General features: G+C 37.6%; 17 protein-coding genes and 1 pseudogene. 5 read left to right on the top strand and 13 right to left on the bottom strand.

All coding sequences use genetic code 11. The annotated features are described in order from the left end of the window. Window positions 1–43 precede the first annotated feature (43 nt). The 4 genes from leuB to nox form a co-directional block, all read right to left on the bottom strand. Complete coding sequence (gene leuB, locus JZO76_RS08100; RefSeq protein ID WP_242595814.1) at window positions 44–1,096, bottom strand: 3-isopropylmalate dehydrogenase; 1,053 nt, start codon at window positions 1,094–1,096, stop codon at window positions 44–46. Window positions 1,097–1,116: 20 nt separating this feature from the next. Next, window positions 1,117–2,643 carry a 2-isopropylmalate synthase gene (locus JZO76_RS08095; RefSeq protein ID WP_206903596.1) on the bottom strand — a complete coding sequence of 509 codons (1,527 nt, stop codon included), beginning with the start codon at window positions 2,641–2,643 and terminating at the stop codon, window positions 1,117–1,119. Between the two features lie 347 nt (window positions 2,644–2,990). Beyond that, window positions 2,991–3,521, bottom strand: coding sequence for a ClbS/DfsB family four-helix bundle protein (locus JZO76_RS08090; RefSeq protein WP_206903595.1), 531 nt, complete (start codon window positions 3,519–3,521; stop codon window positions 2,991–2,993). A 309-nt stretch (window positions 3,522–3,830) separates the two neighbouring features. Beyond that, window positions 3,831–5,165, bottom strand: a complete 1,335-nt coding sequence (gene nox / locus JZO76_RS08085; RefSeq protein ID WP_206903594.1) for a H2O-forming NADH oxidase — start codon at window positions 5,163–5,165, stop codon at window positions 3,831–3,833. A 383-nt stretch (window positions 5,166–5,548) separates the two neighbouring features. Between nox and JZO76_RS08080 the strand changes: the two genes are divergently transcribed. Then, entirely contained in the window at window positions 5,549–6,175 is a 627-nt protein-coding gene (locus JZO76_RS08080; RefSeq protein ID WP_206903593.1) for a pentapeptide repeat-containing protein, read from the top strand. A gap of 1 nt (window position 6,176) precedes the next feature. On the opposite strand, the gene JZO76_RS08075 is transcribed toward JZO76_RS08080, so the two are convergent. Both JZO76_RS08075 and JZO76_RS08070 read right to left on the bottom strand, forming a co-directional pair. Continuing rightward, window positions 6,177–7,082, bottom strand: coding sequence for a magnesium transporter CorA family protein (locus JZO76_RS08075; RefSeq protein WP_016173743.1), 906 nt, complete (start codon window positions 7,080–7,082; stop codon window positions 6,177–6,179). Between the two features lie 88 nt (window positions 7,083–7,170). Beyond that, window positions 7,171–7,830, bottom strand: a complete 660-nt coding sequence (locus JZO76_RS08070) for a deoxynucleoside kinase (protein WP_206903592.1) — start codon at window positions 7,828–7,830, stop codon at window positions 7,171–7,173. A gap of 384 nt (window positions 7,831–8,214) precedes the next feature. On the opposite strand from JZO76_RS08070, the gene mvk reads away from it, so the two are divergent. From mvk to fni, 4 genes are read left to right on the top strand one after another with little or no spacing between them, the layout of a single operon-like run. Further along, entirely contained in the window at window positions 8,215–9,150 is a 936-nt protein-coding gene (gene mvk / locus JZO76_RS08065) for a mevalonate kinase (RefSeq protein WP_206903591.1), read from the top strand. After that, window positions 9,143–10,117, top strand: a complete 975-nt coding sequence (gene mvaD, locus JZO76_RS08060; protein WP_206903590.1) for a diphosphomevalonate decarboxylase — start codon at window positions 9,143–9,145, stop codon at window positions 10,115–10,117. Before mvk ends, mvaD begins: the two co-directional genes overlap by 8 nt. A 29-nt stretch (window positions 10,118–10,146) precedes the next feature. Next, on the top strand, window positions 10,147–11,259 hold the full coding sequence (locus tag JZO76_RS08055) for a phosphomevalonate kinase (RefSeq protein WP_206903589.1): 1,113 nt from the start codon (window positions 10,147–10,149) through the stop codon (window positions 11,257–11,259). After that, on the top strand, window positions 11,249–12,316 hold the full coding sequence (gene fni / locus JZO76_RS08050; protein WP_206903588.1) for a type 2 isopentenyl-diphosphate Delta-isomerase: 1,068 nt from the start codon (window positions 11,249–11,251) through the stop codon (window positions 12,314–12,316). Before JZO76_RS08055 ends, fni begins: the two co-directional genes overlap by 11 nt. Window positions 12,317–12,392: 76 nt before the next feature. On the opposite strand, the gene JZO76_RS08045 is transcribed toward fni, so the two are convergent. The 7 genes and pseudogenes from JZO76_RS08045 to tgt form a co-directional block, all read right to left on the bottom strand. Beyond that, window positions 12,393–12,860, bottom strand: a complete 468-nt coding sequence (locus tag JZO76_RS08045) for a hypothetical protein (protein WP_206903587.1) — start codon at window positions 12,858–12,860, stop codon at window positions 12,393–12,395. A 439-nt stretch (window positions 12,861–13,299) separates the two neighbouring features. Next, window positions 13,300–15,906, bottom strand: a complete 2,607-nt coding sequence (gene adhE, locus JZO76_RS08040; RefSeq protein ID WP_206903586.1) for a bifunctional acetaldehyde-CoA/alcohol dehydrogenase — start codon at window positions 15,904–15,906, stop codon at window positions 13,300–13,302. Window positions 15,907–16,240: 334 nt separating this feature from the next. After that, window positions 16,241–17,401: a MalY/PatB family protein gene (locus JZO76_RS08035; RefSeq protein WP_206903585.1), complete on the bottom strand. Its 1,161-nt coding sequence runs from the start codon at window positions 17,399–17,401 to the stop codon at window positions 16,241–16,243. Between the two features lie 17 nt (window positions 17,402–17,418). Next, window positions 17,419–18,975 (bottom strand): annotated as a pseudogene (gene malX / locus JZO76_RS08030) (maltose/glucose-specific PTS transporter subunit IIBC). A gap of 297 nt (window positions 18,976–19,272) precedes the next feature. Continuing rightward, complete coding sequence (locus JZO76_RS08025) at window positions 19,273–20,043, bottom strand: MurR/RpiR family transcriptional regulator (RefSeq protein ID WP_206903584.1); 771 nt, start codon at window positions 20,041–20,043, stop codon at window positions 19,273–19,275. Between the two features lie 115 nt (window positions 20,044–20,158). Next, window positions 20,159–20,515, bottom strand: a complete 357-nt coding sequence (gene yajC, locus JZO76_RS08020) for a preprotein translocase subunit YajC (RefSeq protein WP_206903658.1) — start codon at window positions 20,513–20,515, stop codon at window positions 20,159–20,161. 80 nt (window positions 20,516–20,595) lie between these two features. After that, a complete protein-coding gene (gene tgt / locus JZO76_RS08015) occupies window positions 20,596–21,744 on the bottom strand; it encodes a tRNA guanosine(34) transglycosylase Tgt (RefSeq protein WP_206903583.1) in 1,149 nt (382 codons plus the stop codon). Between the last annotated feature and the right edge of the window lie 49 nt (window positions 21,745–21,793).

Below are 21,793 nucleotides of genomic sequence, written 5' to 3'. Positions count from 1 at the left end.
CTCTTATGCACATGCGTTTTTCTTCCTTTAATCCACAAACTGTTTATGCTTGAATTTTATTTATGACAGCTGTTGTAAATTCCGTCGTCTTTGCACTACCGCCTAAATCAGCCGTAATGACACCTTCATCCATAACCGCAAAAACAGCTGTTTCAATTGCTTGCGCCATTTTTTCTTCATTAAAACTTTGTCGTAACATTAAAGCCGCTGATAAAATCATTGAAGCAGGATTGGCAATATTTTTTCCGGCAATATCTGGGGCTGAACCGTGAATGGGTTCATATAATGACACACCGTTTTCACTATGACTAGCACTTGGCAAAACACCTAATGTTCCCGGTAAAACAGAGGCTTCATCGCTTAAAATATCACCAAATAAATTTTCTGTGACAATCACATCAAATTCTGTGGGCTGTTGCACGATACGCATCGCACAGGAATCAACCAGCTGATGTTCCAATGTACAATCAGGGTATTGTTTGGCTACTTGCGTCACAACTTTGCGCCATAATTTACTTGTAGCCAATACATTGGCTTTATCCACCGACGTTACTTTTTTATTACGAGTTTGTGCAATTTGAAAAGCTTTATGGGCAATTCGCGCAATTTCTTTTTGCGTGTAACGGCAGGTATCAAAAGCTGCTTGTTCTTGTAACTCTCTTGGTTCACCAAAATAAATGCCACTGGTTAATTCCCTCACCACGATAAAATCTGTCCCTTTTACGATTGCTTCTTTAATGGGAGATAAGGGTAGCAGTGCATCTGGCACACTGATTGGCCGAATATTGGCAAAGAGATTTAACGCTTTTCGTAGGGCTAACAGTCCTTGTTCAGGCGTTTGCTCAGCTTTTTCCCAAGGTGAACCTGCAATACCACCAATAGCCCCTAATAAAATTGCATCCGCATTTTGACAGGCAACTAATGTTTTTTGCGGCAATCCTTTACCACTGACTTCAATTCCAGCACCGCCAAAAGGTTGTTCATCAAATTGAAATTTTTGACCATACTTGGGTGCAGCTGCCTGCAACACAGCAATGGCACTATTCATAATTTCCGGTCCAATTCCATCCCCGGCTAAAACTGTAATTTTTTTCATCACGATTCCCCTTAACTTTATTATTTATCTTCTGAGAAAAGATTTTTTAGGTTACCACTGGCTTGAACATAGGCTTTTGCCGAAGCTTCTAAGACATCAAAATCAATGCCAATTCCGTTAATCCGTTTTTTTGTCTGGGGACATTCTAAAATCACCTGCACTTGTGCTTGCGCATCTTCGCCAGCAGTTAAAGCGGTGATTTCATAGCTGATCAAAACTGGCTGTTGTTCAAAGATCTGATCGATTGAATTGTAGATTGCTTGAATACTGCCAGAACCAATCGCAGAAGCCATTTTGATTTCTCCTTTTTTGTCACGAACCGAAACAATCGCGCCTTGATGACCATTAGAAACATACTGTAACTGCACACCAGCTAAGTGAAGACTTGTTTCTTCTTGGCGTACTTGATCGGCCACCAAAGCCAGGAGATCCGCGTCAGTAATTTGCTTTTTCTTATCTGCCAAATTTTTGAAACGTTTAAAAAGTGGTTTGACTTCTGCTTCTGCTAAGCTGTAGCCCAATTCCTCCATTTTGGTTACAAAAGCGTGACGGCCAGAAAGTTTTCCCAGTGGCAAAGAATTCGTATTCACACCCACTAATTGTGGCGTAATAATTTCATATGTTTCTGGATTTTTTAAAACACCATCTTGATGAATTCCTGACTCGTGGGCATAGGCATTGCCGCCAATAATCGCCTTATTACGCGGAATAGAAATTCCTGAAAGACGGGCGATTAAATCACTGGTTCGTTTTGTTTCTTTAAGTTGAATTTTATTTTCACATTGATAGAAATCACGGCGAATATGCAGTGCAACGGCCACTTCCTCTAAAGCCGTATTTCCCGCGCGTTCACCAATACCATTTATTGTACCCTCGATTCGATTGGCACCATTTTCAATTGCAGCCAATGCGTTGGCTGTGGCCATACCTAAATCATCGTGACAATGGGAAGAAAAAATAATTTCTTCTTCACTTTTGATATTTGCCAATAAATATTTGAACAAAGCACCATATTCATTCGGATTGGAATAACCGACTGTGTCGGGAATATTGATAATTGTGGCACCCGCATCAATTGCCGTTTGAACAGCTTTTAATAAAAATTCTTTGTTGGTACGTGTAGCATCTTCAGGTGAAAATTGAACCTTGGCGAATTTTTCTTTTGCATAACTCACATGTTCCCAAATCGCTGCTAAGACTTGATCTTCTGTCATTTTTAATTTGTACTGCATATGCACATCACTCGTTGCCAAAAAGACATGAATTTGAGGAAACTTAGCATGTTGCAACGCTTCATAAGCACGATCAATATCTTTTTTCTGGCACCGCGCTAAGCCAGCTACCGTCATAGTGGTTGCCGCTTTGGCAATTGCTGTTACAGCCTCAAAATCTCCCTCTGAAGCAATCGGAAAGCCCGCTTCAATTGTATCAATACCCCATTTTTCTAACTGTAAGGCAATCTGCACCTTTTCTTTCGTATTAAAATTAACACCGGGAGTTTGTTCGCCATCCCGTAGCGTTGTGTCAAAAAATTGAATCTCGCGCATGTAATTCCCTCCTTGATGCAGTAATTTGCAATGTGCAACAGCTTTTATCTCCAAAAAAATTTATAAAAAAAGCATTCCATTAAGGTTTTAACCGTTAATGCAATGCGAATAGGACTCTTAAATTACCAAAAGAGTCCTAGGCTATAATAATAAATTCATCATGAATGTCGAAGTTGTCATTTTCATCACCTGCTTGTTTGTTACAAATATCATAAAGCTTCGTGAAAATGATGTCAACAGTTTATTCTAAATTTTCTGAATATTCTTTTATATTTGTTTTCAAAATTTGGTTACTCTTACACATAAGATTAAACATACTTGGGTAGACAGACTTTTTTACTACGGAGCTACAAACTCTTTTTGAATCGTTTGATTTTTTTCATTGCCCATTCATAGTGACTCGCTGTTGCAGAAACAAAATAGCTCCCTAAGGTACTTCCTCCCACCCACGGAAATACTCCTTTTTCAAATAATTCTTCATTAGAAAATGTCTTAGCCAAATCCATAACTTGGTAATGCGTTTTAGCTATAAGTTGCAAAGCTTCTTCATAACTGGTATTTTGATGTTTTAAAAAAAATTCCTCATTCATTTTCCCATAAGTTTTCCAATTATAGCCAGCTTTTAAAAACTGCTTTGCTTTTCCATTTTGATTGGCCGCTACCCAATCTAACAGCAGCTTGTGCCATTCATACAGATGCACGAAAACATCCCGTAAATTTTTATCCCGCTGCCAATGTGCTTGCTTTTCCTTTTCAACGTCAAAGGTGAAATTTTGCGTTAAACTTTCCTGTGGCAGTGTGTCTAATAATTCCATCATATTAAGATAAGTATCGTTTCCTGCTTGAAGTAACGCTTCTTTTGTTTTTGGTCTTGCCATTTTAATCCTCCCTAAGTTTTTAATAATCAGCCTACCACTTAAAATAAATTGTCTACTATTTCATTATGCCGTTATCCCTATAGGAGGCGTCAAGTGAAAACTAATCCTACCACTTGAAATATTCTTTATCTCCAATATTTTCGCATTTAATAAAAAGAAGTCGGTCAGTTTTCATAACTACCAAATGCAAGTAGCACCATAACGACAAACTTTTTCCCAACAGCCTAAAATTTTTTAAGATTACAAAAAAACGCTAAGAACAGCGATAAAACTGCTCTTAACGTTTTTACACTTATTTTATTTTTCTACCTATTCAGCAGCTAAAGCAGCCATTGTAATGTAGTTGTAAGGTTGGTTAAAGTGTGGCAAGAAGAAGATATCCAATAGTTTTAATTCGTCGATTGTAACGTGTTTGCTGATTGCCAGTGAGAACATATGGATTGCCATGGAAATATCTTCGGTGGAAGACATTTGTGCACCGACAATTCGACGTGAAGACGCTTCGTAAACGATACGAATTTTCACATCGCCATTTTCTTCTTTAATAAAACCAGGTTTTTGTAAGTCTTCGTAGTCCGTGTATTTAACTTCCATGTTGTTCTTTTGGGCTGCAGCAACAGACAAGCCTGTTGAAACCATATTAAAGCCAAAAATTGAAATACCATTTGAGCCTTGAACGCCAGCAGATTCAACCGGTGTGCCACCAATATTATGACCCGCCACAATTCCTGTACGAACAGCATTAGAGGCAAGTGCAATATAAGTCGTAGCATCAAGTGCATTAGAGTAAATGGTCGCACAATCTCCGACTGCATAAACATCTGGATCACTTGTTTGTTGGTGACGATCAACTAAATAAGCCCCATTAGCAAATAATTCTAAATGATCTTTTCCTAATTGTGCATTTGGCCCAAAACCAATCGCATTAATAACCATGTCCACAGGGTATTGCCCTTTTTCAGAAACAACGGTATCTACGCGGCTATCACCTTTATATTCTTTGATCAATTCTCCAAAATGTAATTCAATCCCGTGATCTGCCAAATTTTTATCCATATCATCTGTAAACCATTTATCATAATATGAAGGCAATGAACGATCAGCAGCATCAAATAATAAGACATTTTTGCCTCGGCGTTTTGCTGCTTCTGCAATTTCTACACCGATATAACCAGCACCAATGACAGCCACTGTTTTTACACTGTCTCGTGCCATTTCACGATCAACATCTTGTCCTTCTTGGAATAATTTCAAGAAGTGAATTCCGTCTAAATCGTGACCGGGTACTTTAGGTGAAATTGGGCGAGAACCTGTGGCTAAAATGATTTTGTCATAATTTTCTTCAAACGTAGAACCGTCTTTTTTCTCGCAATGAACGATTTTTTTGTTAAAATCAACGCTGGTTACAGAAGTTTCCATATAAATTTTGGCGCCTTTTTCTTCAAATGCTTCTTTATTTGTATAAAAAAGGTCTTGATAACCATCTATTTGACGGCCTACCCACAAGGCAGTGCCGCAACCCAAGTAACTTAAGTTCGTATTGCGGTCGATCATCACGACTTCTTGATCTGGGTAATTATCTAATAATGTATTTGCAGCAGCAATTCCGGCATGGTTAGTTCCGACAATAATCGTTTTTGTCATTTTTTATTCCTCCAATAATAAACTCATTCATACTACTTTTTTCACAAACTTTTTCAAAAAAAGAGAAAAAAGCAATTCTGAAAAAATAAGTGTGAAACAATCTATTTTCTGTTTCCGTTTACATTCTAGAAAAAAAAGATGCTAAAGGCGATCATTCTGCTTGTGAATCTCTATTGCCTTATTTATAACAGGAGTTTTCATTCTAAAGCTTGTGATAATACGTTTTCAATATTAGAAATTTATGAGATAAAATTTTTTTCACAATAATTATTCTAAAATAATAAATATTTTTAAGTGAAATGACATATCTGTTTTAGCTTAATTTGTTTTTAGTATTTTTTTTAGCTAAAATGCAACTAACAAACCACAAAGGAGACGCGCCAATGAAGCAGCCTGCCCCACCTCAATTACCAGTTTTAATTAAAAATGATTTTTTTATTGAAGATGAAGCCTACTTTGAAGCAAATCGTTTTACTAATAGCGATCACAGCTATTTAACTGGTAAAAACATCATCATTCGTCAAAGTGAATTAGAAAAAATCACCTTGCATAAAACCCGCCTGGACAATTTCGAGGCTAGCAACGTGATTTTTCGTAATTGTGATTTTTCCAATATTGAATGGCTTAAAGCCAGCTTTCATCAAGTAATTTTTGAACAATGTAAGCTCACGGGAGCCAATTTTGCAGAAAGTTATTTACGCGATTGTCAATTTCACGACTGTCTTTGTGACTTTGTCTCTTTTAGTCAAGGAAATTTGAAAGTTGTGACTTTCGCCAATTGTCGCCTGACTGATAGTGAATTTTACAATCTGAAATGGCAACATATAAACTTCATTAACAATGATTTAACAGGTAGTAATTGGGGCCATACACCTTTAAACAAGCTTGATTTTAGCAATAACAAATTTTATCGCATCATTTTAGAGCAAGAAAACTTGCGCGGGCTCATTGTCAATTCCCAACAAGCCTTAGTTATTGCAGCTAGTCTGGGGCTTGTTATTAAAGATTAGCTTATTTAATCCGGCGCCACATAGCCAAAAGCATCCAAACAGATAAGCCAATGCTGATCAACATTGCAATCCCCCAACCAAAAACAGAATGGGAGAATGGCAGCGGAACATTCATGCCAAAAAAGCCCGTAACAATCGTCGGTACCGTAAGCAACAACGACCAAATAGTTAAAAATTTCATCGTATCATTCAAATTATTATTTAAAAGATTGTTATAGGCACCTGAAAGTTGGTCGATAACTTGAGCAGCTAAATTCGTCATCTCCACTGCTTGCTTGGCTTCAATTAGAGCATCTTCCAATTGTTCTTTTTCATTATCTTGCAGGCGATGGAAAATATTCAAAGCGCGGATTTGTTGCAATAAGACCGCATTTTGTTTGGTCGCTGTTACTAAATAGACCAAACCAATTTCAAGGTCAGAAAGTTCCAGTAAATTTTTATTTGTCGTCTTTTCCCGCAGTTTTTGATTTAAACGCATCCGCTCACTGTTCACTTCTTCAATCAAAGGGAAAAAAGAATCTGAGATTAAAAATAGCGTGTGGAACAATAAGCTGTATTCACTTTGTTTACTATTTTTGTGGAGTAAGTTCTCCATCATATCTGCTACATAGCTGGTATGCTCTGTCGTAAAAGAAAAAAGATGATGTTCTTTAATAATAAAAGTCATCGGACTTGTTTCATAATGATTATCTGTTTTATGGCGATGAGGCACGTTATAAACCAGTAAAAAAGCATGTTCTTCGGGATCATATTCTACCCGCGCGCGTTCGTTTTTATCTAAAGAATATGTCAGCATCTCATCACTTAACTGGTACTTTTCTTGTAATTCACTTAAAGTGGTGACACTGTGATTATCGACTTGGACCCAATAAGAGGCGCCTTGATTAAATTCTCTTTTATGTTCCATATTTCACCTCATTTGATTTTCTATCTTCAATTATAACAAAAAACGCTAGAATCCCTATTCATAAGCCTGGATTCCAGCGTTTTACTTTTTAGCCGATAAATTCTAATTGGCGAATTTCTGCCAACTTGTCATCAATCAGTTGGATAACTTCTTTTGCCGCTACTTCATCTTCCACGAAATTCAACAGATCGCCATCAATTTGTAATTTGGGACTCTCGTGATAGTTTTCAAACCACGCATCATAACGACGATTTAATTCTTGATAATAATCGTAAAGACTTGGATCATATTCCAATTGTTCAAACTCGCGGCCACGTTTTTTAATTCGCGCTAACATCGTTTCAAAGGACACTTTGATGTGAACCAATAAATCAGGATGCTTTTTTTGAGCGGCAAATGGCAATTCTTGCATCATATTGGCCAACAATTCATCGTACACTTGTACTTCTGTGGCAGTTGCCCGACCCAAATCAGCATTTAAATGAAATAATAAAGAATCTTCATAGATCGAACGATCCAAAACATTGTCTTCGTGTTGCAATGCTTTTTTTATACTATCAAATCGTTTATTCAAAAAGTAAATTTGCAATAAAAAAGCATATTTATTGGGATCTTGATAAAATAAGGGCAATACTTCATTATCATCAACTGATTCATAAAATGCTTCGCTGTTTAAATGATTGGCAATCATTTCTGTTAAACTTGATTTACCTGCGCCAATGGTACCTGCTAATACAATCACACTCATGGACCTCCAACTCACCTATCACTAAATATTGTGTTTTTTCTCTACCTGACACACTATACCCCACAACATCTTGTTGCGTCAAATAAGAAAGTACTCACAAAAACAGGTACTATTTTGATAAAATCCGCTACCAATATGGCTTAAAAATTAGAACAAGCCACCTAAGTGAAAAAAATTATTTGACTGACAAAAAAATAGCTTTCTATAGTTTACCTTTATAAATGCAATGAATTTAAAAAAAGAAGTTAAAAAAATCTCTTAAGAAAAAATTGAAAAGCGTTGAAATTTTTCATAAACCCTTAACGATTCGCTTAATTTTTAGTAGAATGGACAAGCAGTACATATTTTATTTTATTTAAATATAAAAAGAAATGAGGCATTTGCATGAAATCCAGTGGTGAAGGTAATGCCAATGGAAAAATTATTTTGATGGGGGAACATTCTGTTGTCTATGGAAAACCCGCCATCGCTTTTCCTTTCCAACCGACCCATGTCACAGCTGAAATAACCGACCACATTTACGACGTATTACGTTCGGGTTATTTTGTCGGTCCCTTAGCGAAGGCACCAAAAAGTCTGGAAAATATTAAAACACTCATTCACCAATTGCGTCATGACTTTTCTACGCCACCAGTACAAATTACAATTTCTAGTACCATTCCCGCTGAAAGAGGAATGGGATCAAGCGCTGCTGTTGCGGTAGCCATTACCCGGGCATTTTTTGATTGGCAAAATTTACCCCTAAGCCATGAGCTTTTATTAACCTATGTAAATTATGCTGAGAAAATTTCCCATGGGAATCCAAGTGGCATTGATGCTGCAGCCACAGCCGGTGATGAACCGATTTTATTTCAAAAAGGCGCAGCTTTTGAGACTTTTCCTATCAACATCAGTGGCTTTTTAATTGTGGCAGATACCGGTGTTAAAGGCAAAACCCGCCAAACTGTTAAAGCAGTAGCGCAACGTTTTGAACAAGATAATAAGACTACTGGTCATTTAATTAATGAGCTAGGAGACTTAACTTTAAAAGCTAAAAAGGCTATTTTAAATAATCAAGCCGCGTATCTGGGAGAACTAATGAATGCTGCCCAAAAAAATTTAGCCGCCCTACAAGTAAGCGATCAAACATTGGATAATTTAATTATGGTGGCCAATCAAAATGGCGCACTAGGCGCTAAACTAACTGGTGGTGGTAAGGGTGGCTGCATGATCGCCCTAGCTTCAGATTACAGTACCGCCAAAAAAATTACGACCGCTTTAACTAACCAAGGTGCCAAAGCAACTTGGATTCAAGAATTAGGAGTTTATCAATATGCTTAAAGGAAGTGCCCGGGCACACACCAATATCGCCTTAATCAAATACTGGGGCAAAGCCAATGAAGAATTAATTATTCCCATGAACAACAGTCTCTCATTAACTTTAGATGCTTTTTATACCGAGACGACAGTAATATTTTCAGAAGATTTAACAGCAGATACCTTTTATTTAGATGATATTTTACAAGATGAAAAAAGCACAGAAAAAGTCAGCCGCTTTTTAGACTTAGTGCGTAAAATGGCAACTTGTCCGCTTTTCGCTGAAGTAAAAAGTTATAATCATGTTCCTTATGCCGCTGGTTTAGCTTCATCTTCAAGCGGCTTAGCCGCCCTAGCTGCCGCTTGCAACCAAGCGCTGCAATTAGATTTGTCTGATCGGGATTTATCCCGCTTAGCGCGCCGTGGTTCAGGTTCTGCTTGTCGCAGTATTTTCCCTGGTTTTGTGGAATGGCAAAAAGGTAACAGTGATGAAACTTCTTTTGCTGAAGTGGTGCCAAGCAATGGCTGGGAAAATGAACTGGCAATGCTCTTTATTTTGATTAACGATCAAGAAAAAGATGTTTCCAGCCGTGATGGTATGCGACGAACAGTCGAAACTTCAGCCTTTTATGAAGGTTGGTTGCAAACGACACCGCAAGATTTAGCCAGTGCTAAAATTGCCATCCACGCGCAAGATTTTAATAAGTTAGGTAGCATCGCTGAAAACAATGCTTTAAAAATGCACGGCACGACATTAGCAGCCGTACCACCATTTACTTATTGGTCACCTGACAGTTTAAAAGCAATGCAGGCGGTCAGAAAAATGCGGGCAGCAGGAATCCCTTGTTATTTCACCATGGATGCTGGACCAAATGTTAAAGTATTATGCCTGAAAAAAGATGCTGAAAAAATCAAAGCTAAATTACGTGATTATTTTGCAGCAGATCAGCTTGTCACCGCTTTTAGCGGTCCAGGAATTACGTATTTATAAATGGAGACAAATCACAGGGGGAAAAAGAAATGTTAGTGGAAGCTTCGGCTCCAGGAAAACTTTATATTGCAGGAGAATATGCCGTGGTTGAAGCAGGTCACCCTGCAATTATTATCGCCGTCGATCAATTTATCACAGTTACCATCACAAAAGCCACAAAAAGTGGTAGCATCCAATCGGCGCAATACAGTGAATTGCCAGTAAAATGGACGCGCCGCGGTGGCGAACTGGTTTTAGATATTCGGGAAAATCCATTTCATTATATTTTGGCGGCAATTAAAATCACCGAAAAATATGCCCAAGAACAAGGCAAACAATTGGCTTTCTTTGATTTAAAGGTCACAAGTGAATTGGATAACTCTAATGGTCGTAAATACGGTCTGGGTTCCAGCGGAGCGGTAACAGTCGCAACAGTAAAAGCATTAAGTGCGTTTTATGAACTTTCGCTAACTCCCATGATGACTTTTAAACTCGCAGCCTTATCTCACCTAGAAGTGCAAGGCAATGGCTCTTGCGGAGATATTGCCGCAAGCTCTTACGGCGGCTGGATTGCTTTTTCTACCTTTGAACAAAATTGGTTGCAAAAACATCGCCAAACCGAAAGTATCACGACTTTATTAGCAAAAAAATGGCCTAAGCTTGCTATTACACCGCTGCCAGAAGTTTCTCATCTGCGTTTGTTGATCGGTTGGACAGGATCTCCTGCGTCTACTTCTGATCTGGTGGATCAAGTAAATGAATCCAGAGCAGATAAGAAAACCTCTACTTCTTATGAAGAATTTTTAGCCGCCAGTAAAGACTGTGTAGAGCAAATGATTACTGGTTTTCACACCCAAAATATCAGCTTGATAAAAAAAATGATCAAGAAGAACCGGCGGCTTTTAAACGAATTAACCCAAATCACCAATGTCACGATTGAAACACCCTCATTAAAAATGCTCTGTGATTTAGCTGAAAATTACGGCGGTGCTGCCAAATCCTCTGGCGCTGGTGGCGGTGATTGCGGTATCGTGATTACCGATCAAAAAAGTGGTATATTGCCTTTGATGAGCGTTTGGGAAAAAGCTGGTATCACACCGCTGCCCCTACACGTTTATCATTATCAAAAAAAGGTTGAAGAAAGGACGCAGCATGAATCGTAAAGATGAACACGTAAGCTTAGCAAAAGCTTTTCATAAAGAAAAAACAAATGATTTTGACGCAGTCCGTTTAATTCATACCCCGTTACCACAAATTGATGTAAAAGATGTCAGTTTAAAAACAGAGATTTTAAATCACGAAGAAAACTTTCCTTTTTTCATTAACGCCATGACTGGTGGTTCCAAAAAGTCATTACAGATTAATCACGATTTGGCCCTTATTGCTAAAGAATGTCAGTTAATGATGGCAACAGGCTCTGTCACAGCTGCTTTAAAAGACGAAAGTGTCAGTGATAGTTTTAAAATAGTGCGCCAGATTAATCCAGCTGGCTTTTTTCTTGCCAATATTGGTGCGCACAACGCCTTGGAAAATGCGCAACGTGCCGTGGAACTATTTGGTGCTAACGCCTTACAAATCCATCTAAATGCACCGCAAGAATTGGTCATGCCTGAAGGAGATCGAACTTTTTCGGATTGGTTAGACAACATCGCTGAAATTGTCGCAAAACTCCAAGTACCAGTAATAGTCAAAGAAGTTGGCTTTGGCATGACCAGAGAAGCGATGCTGCAATTAATCAGTGTTGGGGTTCAAACGATTGATGTTTCTGGTCAAGGCGGTACTAGTTTTACCCAAATTGAAAATGCACGCCGACCAAAACGTGAGATGGCGTATTTAAGTGAATTTGGCCAATCGACTGTTATTTCGTTACTTGAAGCTGCCCAAGTAACGCGCTCCTTTGAAGTAATCGCCTCAGGTGGCATTCGCAATGCTTTTGATATTTTCAAATCATTAATTTTAGGCGCTGACACAGTAGGTATTTCTGCCACCATTTTAAATCAACTTTTAAGCCACGGCGTTGAGGCTACGATTGAGATGATTCAAAATTGGCAAGAAGATTTGGCGCTTCTTTACACGATGGTAGGTAAAAAAAATACTCATAGTTTAGAAACTGTTCCGCTTATTTTTACTGATGAAGTTTGGCAGTGGTGCCAAGCCCGCGGCATTGATGTAAGAAAGTATGCAAGTAGAGGACAAAATGAAATGCCGCTTCGTTTTTAAACTTCAGTTATCACTTAGATGAAACAAAAAATAACGTCTTTTTTCAAAATTTGAAAAGGACGTTATTTTTTATTGATCATTTTTTAAAAAGTCGTTTAAAAAAACCATTTTTTTCTGGTGCCGCACTTTCTTTTGTAACTGGCACTTTAGCTAAATCAACTACCAGATTAGGTTCTTTTTGCAAAGTCCGGTTGAGTTCTGTGATACCTTTTAAACTTTCTGTCAATCGCCGGATTGCCCCTGGTGTCAAATCAAATTTTGCTTTTGCTTCTGCTTGCCCTTCTGTTGACTGTAACTCACCAATAATAGCTTGTAATAAGGTATATTGCTGCTGCAAAATATTTCGCAATTCATAATTTTTAAGCTCGTTTTCTGCTTGATCTTTAAAAAAATATGTTACGACAGATAAACTTTCGCCGTAATCGACTAAGTCATTACGTAATTGGATTAATGTTGCGTCATCAGTAGGATTTTCAATTCCTGCGACAAATTTCTTCAATAATGCTTGAGACGTTTTTAATTGCGCAATTGCTTCTGCTAACATTTTTTCACTTCCTTTCCCCTTATTTCTTTATAGCCAAGTATCAAATTATGTGCCCAAAAAGTCAAGGAGTATGAGAAAAGCTGAAGGAATCGCTCTGCCCTGAGCCATAAGACCACAATTTGCTAAAATGGCTGTTTCATTTTTGCTAATTTTGGCTTTTGGCCGAAGGGGGGATTCAGAAAGCTAGACAACTGGAAAAGCTTTTTGAACTCGTTTTGCTTCCAAGCATTAGGACGAAATTGCAATAAATTGCTTTTCAAATTTCTTGGAATTTTGGCTTAATGTCGCAAAAAGTTAGACATGAAAAATCTTCTGTAAATGAATTTATCTAGGCAAAGATTTTAATCTTTTCTAGTAAAAAACCGCCCAGCTGCTAAGAAGCCGGGCGGTTTTTGTTAATCAAAAATATCAAATATCGTCTTAAACGTCAGCTATAAAATTAAGCTTTTTCGTTGTACGCTTCAATAATGATACCTTTTAATTCAGAGATTAAAGGTTCTTTTGGATTTGCTGTTGTACATTGGTCTTCATAAGCAAGTTCTGCCATACGATCAACAGTTGTATCCAATGTTTGTTGCGTTACACCTTGTGCTTTCAAGCTCATGTCGATGCCGACTTTTTTACCTAATTCGTAAACTGCTGTTGCTAATGCTTCAACTAATTCTTCAGTTGTTTCACCTTTAAGGCCTAAGAATTTCGCAATATCCGCATAGTCTGTATCAGCACGGAAGTAGTCATATTTAGGGAACATCGCATGTTTTTGTGGGTCTTTGGCATTGTAACGGATGATGTGCGGTAATAAAATCGCATTTGTGCGTCCGTGAGGAATACCGTATTCGCCACCAATTTTATGTGCAATTGAGTGACAAATACCCAAGAATGCATTCGCAAATGCCATACCAGCCATTGTTGAAGCGTTATGCATTTTTTCACGAGATTCCATATCCGGTGTTTTCACTGATTTTTCTAAATAGTCAAAGACAATTTTAATTGCTTGTAAACTTAAACCACGTGTGTAATCAGATGCCATAACAGAAACATATGATTCAATTGCGTGAGTTAATACGTCCATACCTGTATCGGCAGTTACACCTGCTGGTACTGACATTACAAACTGAGGATCCACGATGGCAACATCTGGAGTCAATGCGTAGTCAGCTAACGGGTATTTTACATGGGTTTCGCTATCTGTGATAACTGCAAATGGTGTTACTTCTGAACCAGTACCTGAAGTAGTTGGGATACATACAAATTGTGTTTTTTCAGGTTTGCCAATTTTGTAAGTCCGTTTGCGGATATCTAAGAATTTTTGTTTCGCGCCAAAGAATGAAGTGTCTGGGTGTTCAAAGAACATCCACATACCTTTTGCCGCATCCATTGCAGAACCACCACCAAGAGCAATTACTGTGTCAGGTTGGAAAGCGTTGAATACTTCAAGACCTTTGTAAACAGTGTTTGTTGAAGGGTTAGGTTCAACATCTGAGAAGATTTCAATTTTCACATCGTTTTTACGACGAGCTAAAACTTCACGAACTGTATCTGCGTAACCAAATTGCACCATACCTGGGTCACAAACGATCATGACACGTTCAACATTTTCCATTTTTTCCAAGTACAATAAAGAGTTCTTTTCAAAGTAAATTTTTGAAGGTAATTTGAACCACTGCATGTTATTTCTCCGTTTCGCGATAGTTTTAACGTTGATTAAGTTGATCGCAGATACGTTCTTAGATACAGAGTTACGACCGTAAGAGCCACAACCTAATGTTAATGATGGAATCATTTCGTTGTAGATATTCCCGATACCACCTTCAGCAGATGGAGAGTTTACTAAGATCCGGCAAGCTTTCATTTTCAAGCCATATTGTAATTGCAAGTCTTCGTTTTCAGAGTGGATAACTGCTGTATGGCCAAGACCGCCTAATTCCAACATACCTTGCGCTAAGTCAAAACCGTGTTCTGTGCTTTCAGCTTTCATCATAGCTAAAACTGGTGATAATTTTTCGCGAGATAATGGATAATCCGCACCCACACCGTCAAGTTCTGCGATTAGCATTTTTGTCCCTTCAGGAACTTTGATACCGGCTAATTTTGCAATTTCAACTGCTGGATGACCAACGATTGCTGGGTTAACAGCATATTTACCTTCGTTCATTACAGCATCTTCTAATTTTTTCAATTCTGATTTTTTCACAACATAACATTGATGTGCTTCAAATTCAGCTTTAACAGCAGCGTAGATTTCTTTATCGACAATCACACCTTGTTCAGAAGCACAGATCATACCGTTATCAAATGTTTTTGAAACGATAACGTCATTTACTGCCCGTTTGATTTTAGCTGTTTTTTCGATGTAAGCTGGTACGTTACCTGCACCTACACCTAGAGCTGGTTTACCAGTTGAATAAGCTGATTTAACCATACCAGGACCACCAGTTGCTAATACAATGGCAACGCCTGGATGATTCATTAATTTTTGTGTTGCTTCGATTGAAGAATGTTCTTTTTCAATCCATTGGATACAGTTTTCAGGAGCACCTGCTGCAATTGCTGCGTCACGCACGATACGAGCTGCTTCTTTTGAACATTCTTGTGCAGATGGGTGGAAAGAGAAGATAACTGCATTTGCAGTTTTCAATGAGATCATCGCTTTAAAAATTGTTGTTGAAGTTGGGTTAGTTGTTGGTACAACTGCTGCAACCACGCCAACTGGTCCTGCAACTTCGATTAAACCTTTTTGCTTGTCTTCGCCAATAATGCCGACTGTTTTATCGTGTTTAATTGAATTCCAGATATATTCTGATGCGTACATATTTTTGATTGCTTTATCTTCAACAATCCCACGACCAGTTTCTTCAACTGCCATTTTTGCCAAAGGCATATGTTTGTCTAAAGCAGCCATTGCCATTTCATGAACGATTTTATCTACTTGTTCTTGTGTAAAGTTTTCCATTTGTTTAGCAGCCGCATTTGCTTTTGCTGCCAAATCATCGATTACTGCATCTGTATCAATTACTTTAACTTCTTTTTCCAATGTCTTAGCCATTGTGTTCCTCCTAAAAGTTGGTTAAATTTTCTTTGTTAATCATTTCACATACAGAACTATACACTATATTTTTTTCGTTGTAAATACTTTTTGTGATTTTTTTCACAGTTTTTGTTATAACGCTGTTTTTACTGTTCCAATCACGTTTTGACAAACATTGATTTAAAAACAAAGAAAGCAGTTACAAGATTTTCATCTATTGTAACTGCTCATAAAATATTTTTTTATTTCGTTAGATAAAATGAAAATAGATTAATTATAACTTAAGTATTTTATTTTCATTTAGACTTTTTAATACCATTTAAAAGCTCGTGCAAAATGCCACAATTTATTTTTAAGTGAAACTTTTTACCATTTTTTCTAAGCCCAGTTCTAACTTGCTTTTTGAACACCCGATATTTAGACGCAAGAAATTACTCCCCTCATCGCCGTAAACACTGCCATCCATAATTGCAACTTGCCCGATTTCTATTAAGCGTCGTTGGACAACTTCCATTGGTAAATTAAGTTTTGTGATATCTAACCACATCAAATACGTTGCTGTTGAATCAACGATTTTTATTTGCGGCAAATTTGCTGCCAGATATTTTTTAACAAATGCAAAATTGGCGTCTAAGTATTCATTTAATTCATCCACCCAGTAACTACATTCATAATACGCAGTCATAGTAGCCAACATGCCAAGATTGCTAGCTGAAGACAGACCATCTTGATTTTTCAAAGCCAGTTGAAACTGCTCGCGTATTCTTTCATCTGGTAAAATGGCGTATGAAAAAATTAACCCCGGAAAATTGAAAGTTTTAGACCCCGATGTTACTAGCGCAACATTTTTATCCATGAAATCTATAATCGGGTGGTGCTTTTGCCCCTTACGATGGATATCCATATGAATTTCATCACTGATCAAAAAGACATCGTATTGCCAACACAAGCTGACAATTTTAGCCAATTCTTCTTTTTGCCACACGCGTCCAGTAGGATTGTGAGGAGAACATAATAACAGCACCGTATTCTCTTGACTTGCTAATTTTAGTTCTAAATCTTGCCAATCAATTTCATACTGACCTTCTTCATAACATAAGGGATTGGGAATAATTTTACGCTCATTGCCAGCAATTGTTTTATAAAACGCATCATAGGCCGGTGTTTGAACGATAACACCTTCTCCTTTTTTAGAGACGATTTGCAATAATTTTGAAATGCTATACATGACTGTCGGACTATAAACGATATCTTCTGGCGTAAGATAACTCGTGAACCTTTTTTCATACCAATGTAAAATACTTTGTTTAAATGTTTCGTGATTCCAGCGGGTATAACCAAAAACTGGATGTTGCAACCGGTCTTTTAAAGCTGTCATTACTTCATCAGGTAAAGCAAAATCGGTATCTGAAATCGTAAAGGGTAGCAAGTCCGCTACGCCAAAACGATCTTGAACATAATCCCATTGGGTACAAAATGTACCTTTACGATTGACGACTGTGTCAAAATCCATCGTCTTTGCCTCTTTTCTTAAATCAAATTGTCTAGTGCATTGCGCACTGTTGTAACTTTAGTACCGATAATGACTTGAACATTGGTATCATCCAAATGCACGACGCCTAAAGCCCCTAATTTTTTCAATTCATCATCTTGAACTTTTTTGCCATCTTGTAAAACTAAACGAAGACGTGTAATACAATTGTCCAATGATTCAATATTTTCTGCGCCACCTAAAGCATTTAAAATGCCCGTCGCATCATAGCCACCTTTTTTAGCGTAGTTTGTCTCAGTATCAGTGTATTCTGTTTCATCTACTACTGCCTCACGACCTGGTGTTTTCAAGTCTTTTCGTAAGATAACGGTTTTAAAGACGAAGTAGTAAATCGCAAACCAAAAAGCACCCACGATTAATACCATCCACCATTTCGTATAATTACCTTGCATTACACCAAAGATTAAGAAGTCTAATACCCCACCATCTGTGTTGCCAATCGTAACTCCTAATAAGCTCATAATCATAAAACCAGCGCCAGTCATAATAACATGGAAAATCCATAGTAATGGGCTAATAAACAAAAATAGAAATTCAATCGGTTCTGTGATTCCTGTGACAAAAGTTGCAATTACGCCGGAAATTAATAGACCTTTAATTTTATGACGATTTTCTGGTTTGGCAGTTTGATACATTGCCAGTGCGGCTGCTGGTAGACCAAACATAAATGTAGGCATTTTACCTTGTGATAAAAAGGCAGTAGCAGCAGAGCTGATTGGTAAATTATTTTGCAATTATGCATAAAAAATATTTAATGCACCAAAAACTTCTTTACCATCAATTACTGCATGACCCCCAGCTTCTGTGAAACGAATCATAGATACTAGAATATGATGCAGGCCAAATGGGAGTAATAAACGTTCGCCTGAACCAAATAAAAATGGACCAAATGGACCAGCTTTTTGAATTAAAGTGCCAATACCAGTAATAAGTAAAGCAAATACTGGCCAAATCATCGGAATCGCTGTCCCTACCAACGCCATTACAAGTGATGTGATAATTGGGACAAAACGAGCGCCTGAAAAGAAAGCAAAACTATCTGGCAGCTGTGTTTGATAAAAACGATTATGCAGATGATAGACGATTACTCCGGCAATAATACCCCCTAGTACACCCATTTCTATTGTCTGAATACCAAAGACCATTCCTTGGCCTGCTTCTCGTAAACTTTCAGCAGCAGCTAAGTTGTTTGTTTCAGTTAAGTAAAAATTGATGGCTAAATTCATTACAACGTAGCCGACAAAACCAGAAAAGGCTGCTACCCCTTTTTCTTTACGAACTAAACCTAAAGGAATTGCCATGGCAAACATAACTGGTAAATAAGTAAATGCAAAACCACCAATCGCTGACATAAAACGGAAGATAACTTGTAAAATATCATTTCCTAAAAATGGTAAGGCTTGGATTGTTGACTCACTAGAAAATGAACTCCCAATCCCTAGTAAAATCCCCATAAACGCCAGCAATGCTACTGGAAGCATAAACGTTTTTCCTAATCCTTGAAAAAATTCCCAAAACCCAGCTTTTTTCTTCATTCTTGTGTCCTCCACACTTGTTATTTTTATTATCATCTGTTCTTATGCTAATTAAATGAGTGCTGTAAATTATTTCGGATACATTAGATAAGTTTCAGTGATAATTTTTAATTTTTGGTAGTGCATAATATTTTTTTATTTTATTACACATCACCTGCAACAAGAAAAATGTTATGTATCCGCTTTCTTATTACTTGTCTTATTTTAGCCAGTTAAAACAAAAATGCAATATTTGCGAAAGATAATGAAAGAGCATACAAGATTTTGTATGCTCTTTCATTATCGCTATTGCCATTTTTATCCCATTTTTTCTGCTAGTTTCATCATTAAAATATCTGTAACAGCTGTTAAAGACACCCGCGAGCTTAAATCAACTTGATCAAAATAAACCATTTCTACCATAACTTGTAAGGGATAGTCCGCTAGTTTAGCCAAGGTTGAATTCTTTGTTCCCACGATAGCAATGATTGGAACTTTATTTGCCATCAGGTTACGGGCGTATTCCATTAAATGAATTGTCTCGCCGCTATTGGAGACAATAATTGCGGCATCTTTTTTTGTTAAAGATTTAGAAACCGCTTGAAGTTCATCCCAATCAATTCTGGCAGAGGCATTTTTACCTAAGAAGGTTAATTTGCGTGCAGCTTCAATACAATTTGGCAAACTGCCTCCAACACCAAATATTTCAATTTTTTCAGCATGAAACAACTTTGTCACTACTTCATCTAACGGCTCTTTTTGCAACAGACGAAATGTTTGATGCAATTGTTTTTCAATTGAGGTCATAATGGTTTTTATGTCGTGATCAATTCGTAAATCGTGCTGTTCTGCTTTTTCCACATCGTCATATTGCGCAATCGCGTATTTTAATTCTTGAAAGCCGCGAAATCCCAGATGTTTTGCCGTACGCGATACTGTCGCCGTTGAAATGAACAGCTCCCCAGCGACTTCATCGGCGGTCATCTGCCCAATTTTTTGCGGATTACGTAAAATATAATCAAAAACTTGGCGTTCCAATTCACTTAGCTGATCCCGTCTTTTTTGCAGTTTATTAATTAAGCTTTGCATTTTTTTCTCCTTGTATTAAAAAGGTCGTGCAAACTCCATCTTTTTTATGTATCGGGTATTTTTCTATTAGCTGACTAACACTAAAGGATAAAAGAAAAATCCCGCAAAAGCAGGATTATTCTTTATCGCTATTTTCGTCAGTTGAATCTGTTGAATCAGAAATTAAGTCTTCTGTTTTAACTTCTGTCACCGTATCGTCAACTACGACAGATTTACCAGGAGTAATTGATTTGATTGCTTGTTTATCAAAAACAAGAAACACACCTTCGCAATCGATTGTTACGGTTTTATTCGTTTCGTCAACTTCAGACAAAACACCATGCAAGCCGCCGATTGTTACAACTTCATCGCCTGGTTTCATTGCATTCAACGTATTTTGACGTTCTTGTTGTTGTTTTTTCGTTGAACGTGACATAAACCACATTGCCCCTAATAAAACAACGAACATGATAATCGTTGGTAAGCCACCCATTTTATTCACCTCGTTTAATTTGATTCACAAGAATAACTTTAACAAAGATTCTTTACTTAAACTAGTTTTTTCTATGAATTTTAAAAACTTTTCGCGTTTTCTTTATTATAGCCATATTCTTCAAAGAAAGCTTGACGAAATTCTAACAAGTTATCATCCATGATTGCTTGGCGAACTTGTTTCATTAGATTCAACAAGAAGTATAAGTTGTGATATGTGGTTAAACGGATCCCAAAAGTTTCATCACAATGAATCAAATGACGAATATATGCACGACTGTAATTACGACAAGTATAGCAATCACATTTTTCATCTAATGGTCTAAAATCGTGGGCAAATTTCGCATTTTTTACAACTAACCGGCCTTGTGAAGTCATACAAGTACCATTGCGGGCAATTCTTGTTGGTAAGACACAGTCAAACATGTCAATTCCGCGAATCACACCATCAATTAGTGAATCTGCTGCCCCAACGCCCATTAAATAGCGGGGCTTATGATCTGGAATCAGCGGTGTTGTGAAATCTAAGACGCGATTCATTTCAGCTTTTGGTTCACCAACTGATAACCCACCAATAGAATAGCCGGGAAAATCCATACTAATTAAATCTTTGGCACTTTGACGACGTAAATCTTCAAAGCCAGCTCCTTGGATAATACCAAACAAACCTTGGCGATCTGGATTGGCGTGGGCTTCTAATCCTCTTTGTGCCCAACGTGAAGTCCGTTCAACGGATTTTTTGACATAATCATAACTTTCATCAAACGGCGGACATTCATCAAAACTCATCATAATATCTGAACCCAGTTTATTTTGAATATCAATCGCTTTTTCTGGTGATAAGAAAAGCGGTGCACCATTTAAGTGATTTTTAAAATGAACGCCTTCTTCGGTGATATTACGCATATCGGCTAATGAAAATACTTGAAAGCCACCTGAATCAGTTAAAATAGGTTGATCCCAATTCATAAACTTGTGCAAACCACCAGCTTCTGCAACTAGATCTTCCCCTGGTCGTAGCCATAAATGGTAAGTGTTACTCAAAATTACTCCGGCACCCATTTCCTTTAATTCTTCTGGCGCCATAGTTTTTACAGTTGCTAATGTTCCTACTGGCATAAACATTGGGGTTGGAAAAGTCCCGTGAGGTGTAATCAGTTCACCTAACCGAGCTCCCGTATGCTTTTCTTTTTTTATTAAACGGTATTTGATGGCTGGTTCTTGTGCCATTTTACTCCCTACTTTCTACTTTGTTCTTTGTAGCTTCAACCATCATAAA

Source organism: Candidatus Enterococcus myersii, from assembly GCF_017316025.1.
Classification (GTDB): Bacteria; Bacillota; Bacilli; order Lactobacillales; family Enterococcaceae; genus Enterococcus_C; species Enterococcus_C montenegrensis.
The sequence above is the reverse complement of the archived record's forward strand: the minus strand, read 5'-3'. Positions and strand labels throughout refer to the sequence as shown.

What these genes read in the sequence shown, in the direction of transcription:
- leuB (WP_242595814.1), bottom strand. Translation starts at nt 1,096, where the DNA reads ATGAAAAAAATTACAGTTTTAGCCGGGGATGGAATTGGACCGGAAATT.
- JZO76_RS08095 (WP_206903596.1), bottom strand. Translation starts at nt 2,643, where the DNA reads ATGCGCGAGATTCAATTTTTTGACACAACGCTACGGGATGGCGAACAA.
- JZO76_RS08090 (WP_206903595.1), bottom strand. Translation starts at nt 3,521, where the DNA reads ATGGCAAGACCAAAAACAAAAGAAGCGTTACTTCAAGCAGGAAACGAT.
- nox (WP_206903594.1), bottom strand. Translation starts at nt 5,165, where the DNA reads ATGACAAAAACGATTATTGTCGGAACTAACCATGCCGGAATTGCTGCT.
- JZO76_RS08080 (WP_206903593.1), top strand. Translation starts at nt 5,549, where the DNA reads ATGAAGCAGCCTGCCCCACCTCAATTACCAGTTTTAATTAAAAATGAT.
- JZO76_RS08075 (WP_016173743.1), bottom strand. Translation starts at nt 7,082, where the DNA reads ATGGAACATAAAAGAGAATTTAATCAAGGCGCCTCTTATTGGGTCCAA.
- JZO76_RS08070 (WP_206903592.1), bottom strand. Translation starts at nt 7,830, where the DNA reads ATGAGTGTGATTGTATTAGCAGGTACCATTGGCGCAGGTAAATCAAGT.
- mvk (WP_206903591.1), top strand. Translation starts at nt 8,215, where the DNA reads ATGAAATCCAGTGGTGAAGGTAATGCCAATGGAAAAATTATTTTGATG.
- mvaD (WP_206903590.1), top strand. Translation starts at nt 9,143, where the DNA reads ATGCTTAAAGGAAGTGCCCGGGCACACACCAATATCGCCTTAATCAAA.
- JZO76_RS08055 (WP_206903589.1), top strand. Translation starts at nt 10,147, where the DNA reads ATGTTAGTGGAAGCTTCGGCTCCAGGAAAACTTTATATTGCAGGAGAA.
- fni (WP_206903588.1), top strand. Translation starts at nt 11,249, where the DNA reads ATGAATCGTAAAGATGAACACGTAAGCTTAGCAAAAGCTTTTCATAAA.
- JZO76_RS08045 (WP_206903587.1), bottom strand. Translation starts at nt 12,860, where the DNA reads ATGTTAGCAGAAGCAATTGCGCAATTAAAAACGTCTCAAGCATTATTG.
- adhE (WP_206903586.1), bottom strand. Translation starts at nt 15,906, where the DNA reads ATGGCTAAGACATTGGAAAAAGAAGTTAAAGTAATTGATACAGATGCA.
- JZO76_RS08035 (WP_206903585.1), bottom strand. Translation starts at nt 17,401, where the DNA reads ATGGATTTTGACACAGTCGTCAATCGTAAAGGTACATTTTGTACCCAA.
- JZO76_RS08025 (WP_206903584.1), bottom strand. Translation starts at nt 20,043, where the DNA reads ATGCAAAGCTTAATTAATAAACTGCAAAAAAGACGGGATCAGCTAAGT.
- yajC (WP_206903658.1), bottom strand. Translation starts at nt 20,515, where the DNA reads ATGGGTGGCTTACCAACGATTATCATGTTCGTTGTTTTATTAGGGGCA.
- tgt (WP_206903583.1), bottom strand. Translation starts at nt 21,744, where the DNA reads ATGGCACAAGAACCAGCCATCAAATACCGTTTAATAAAAAAAGAAAAG.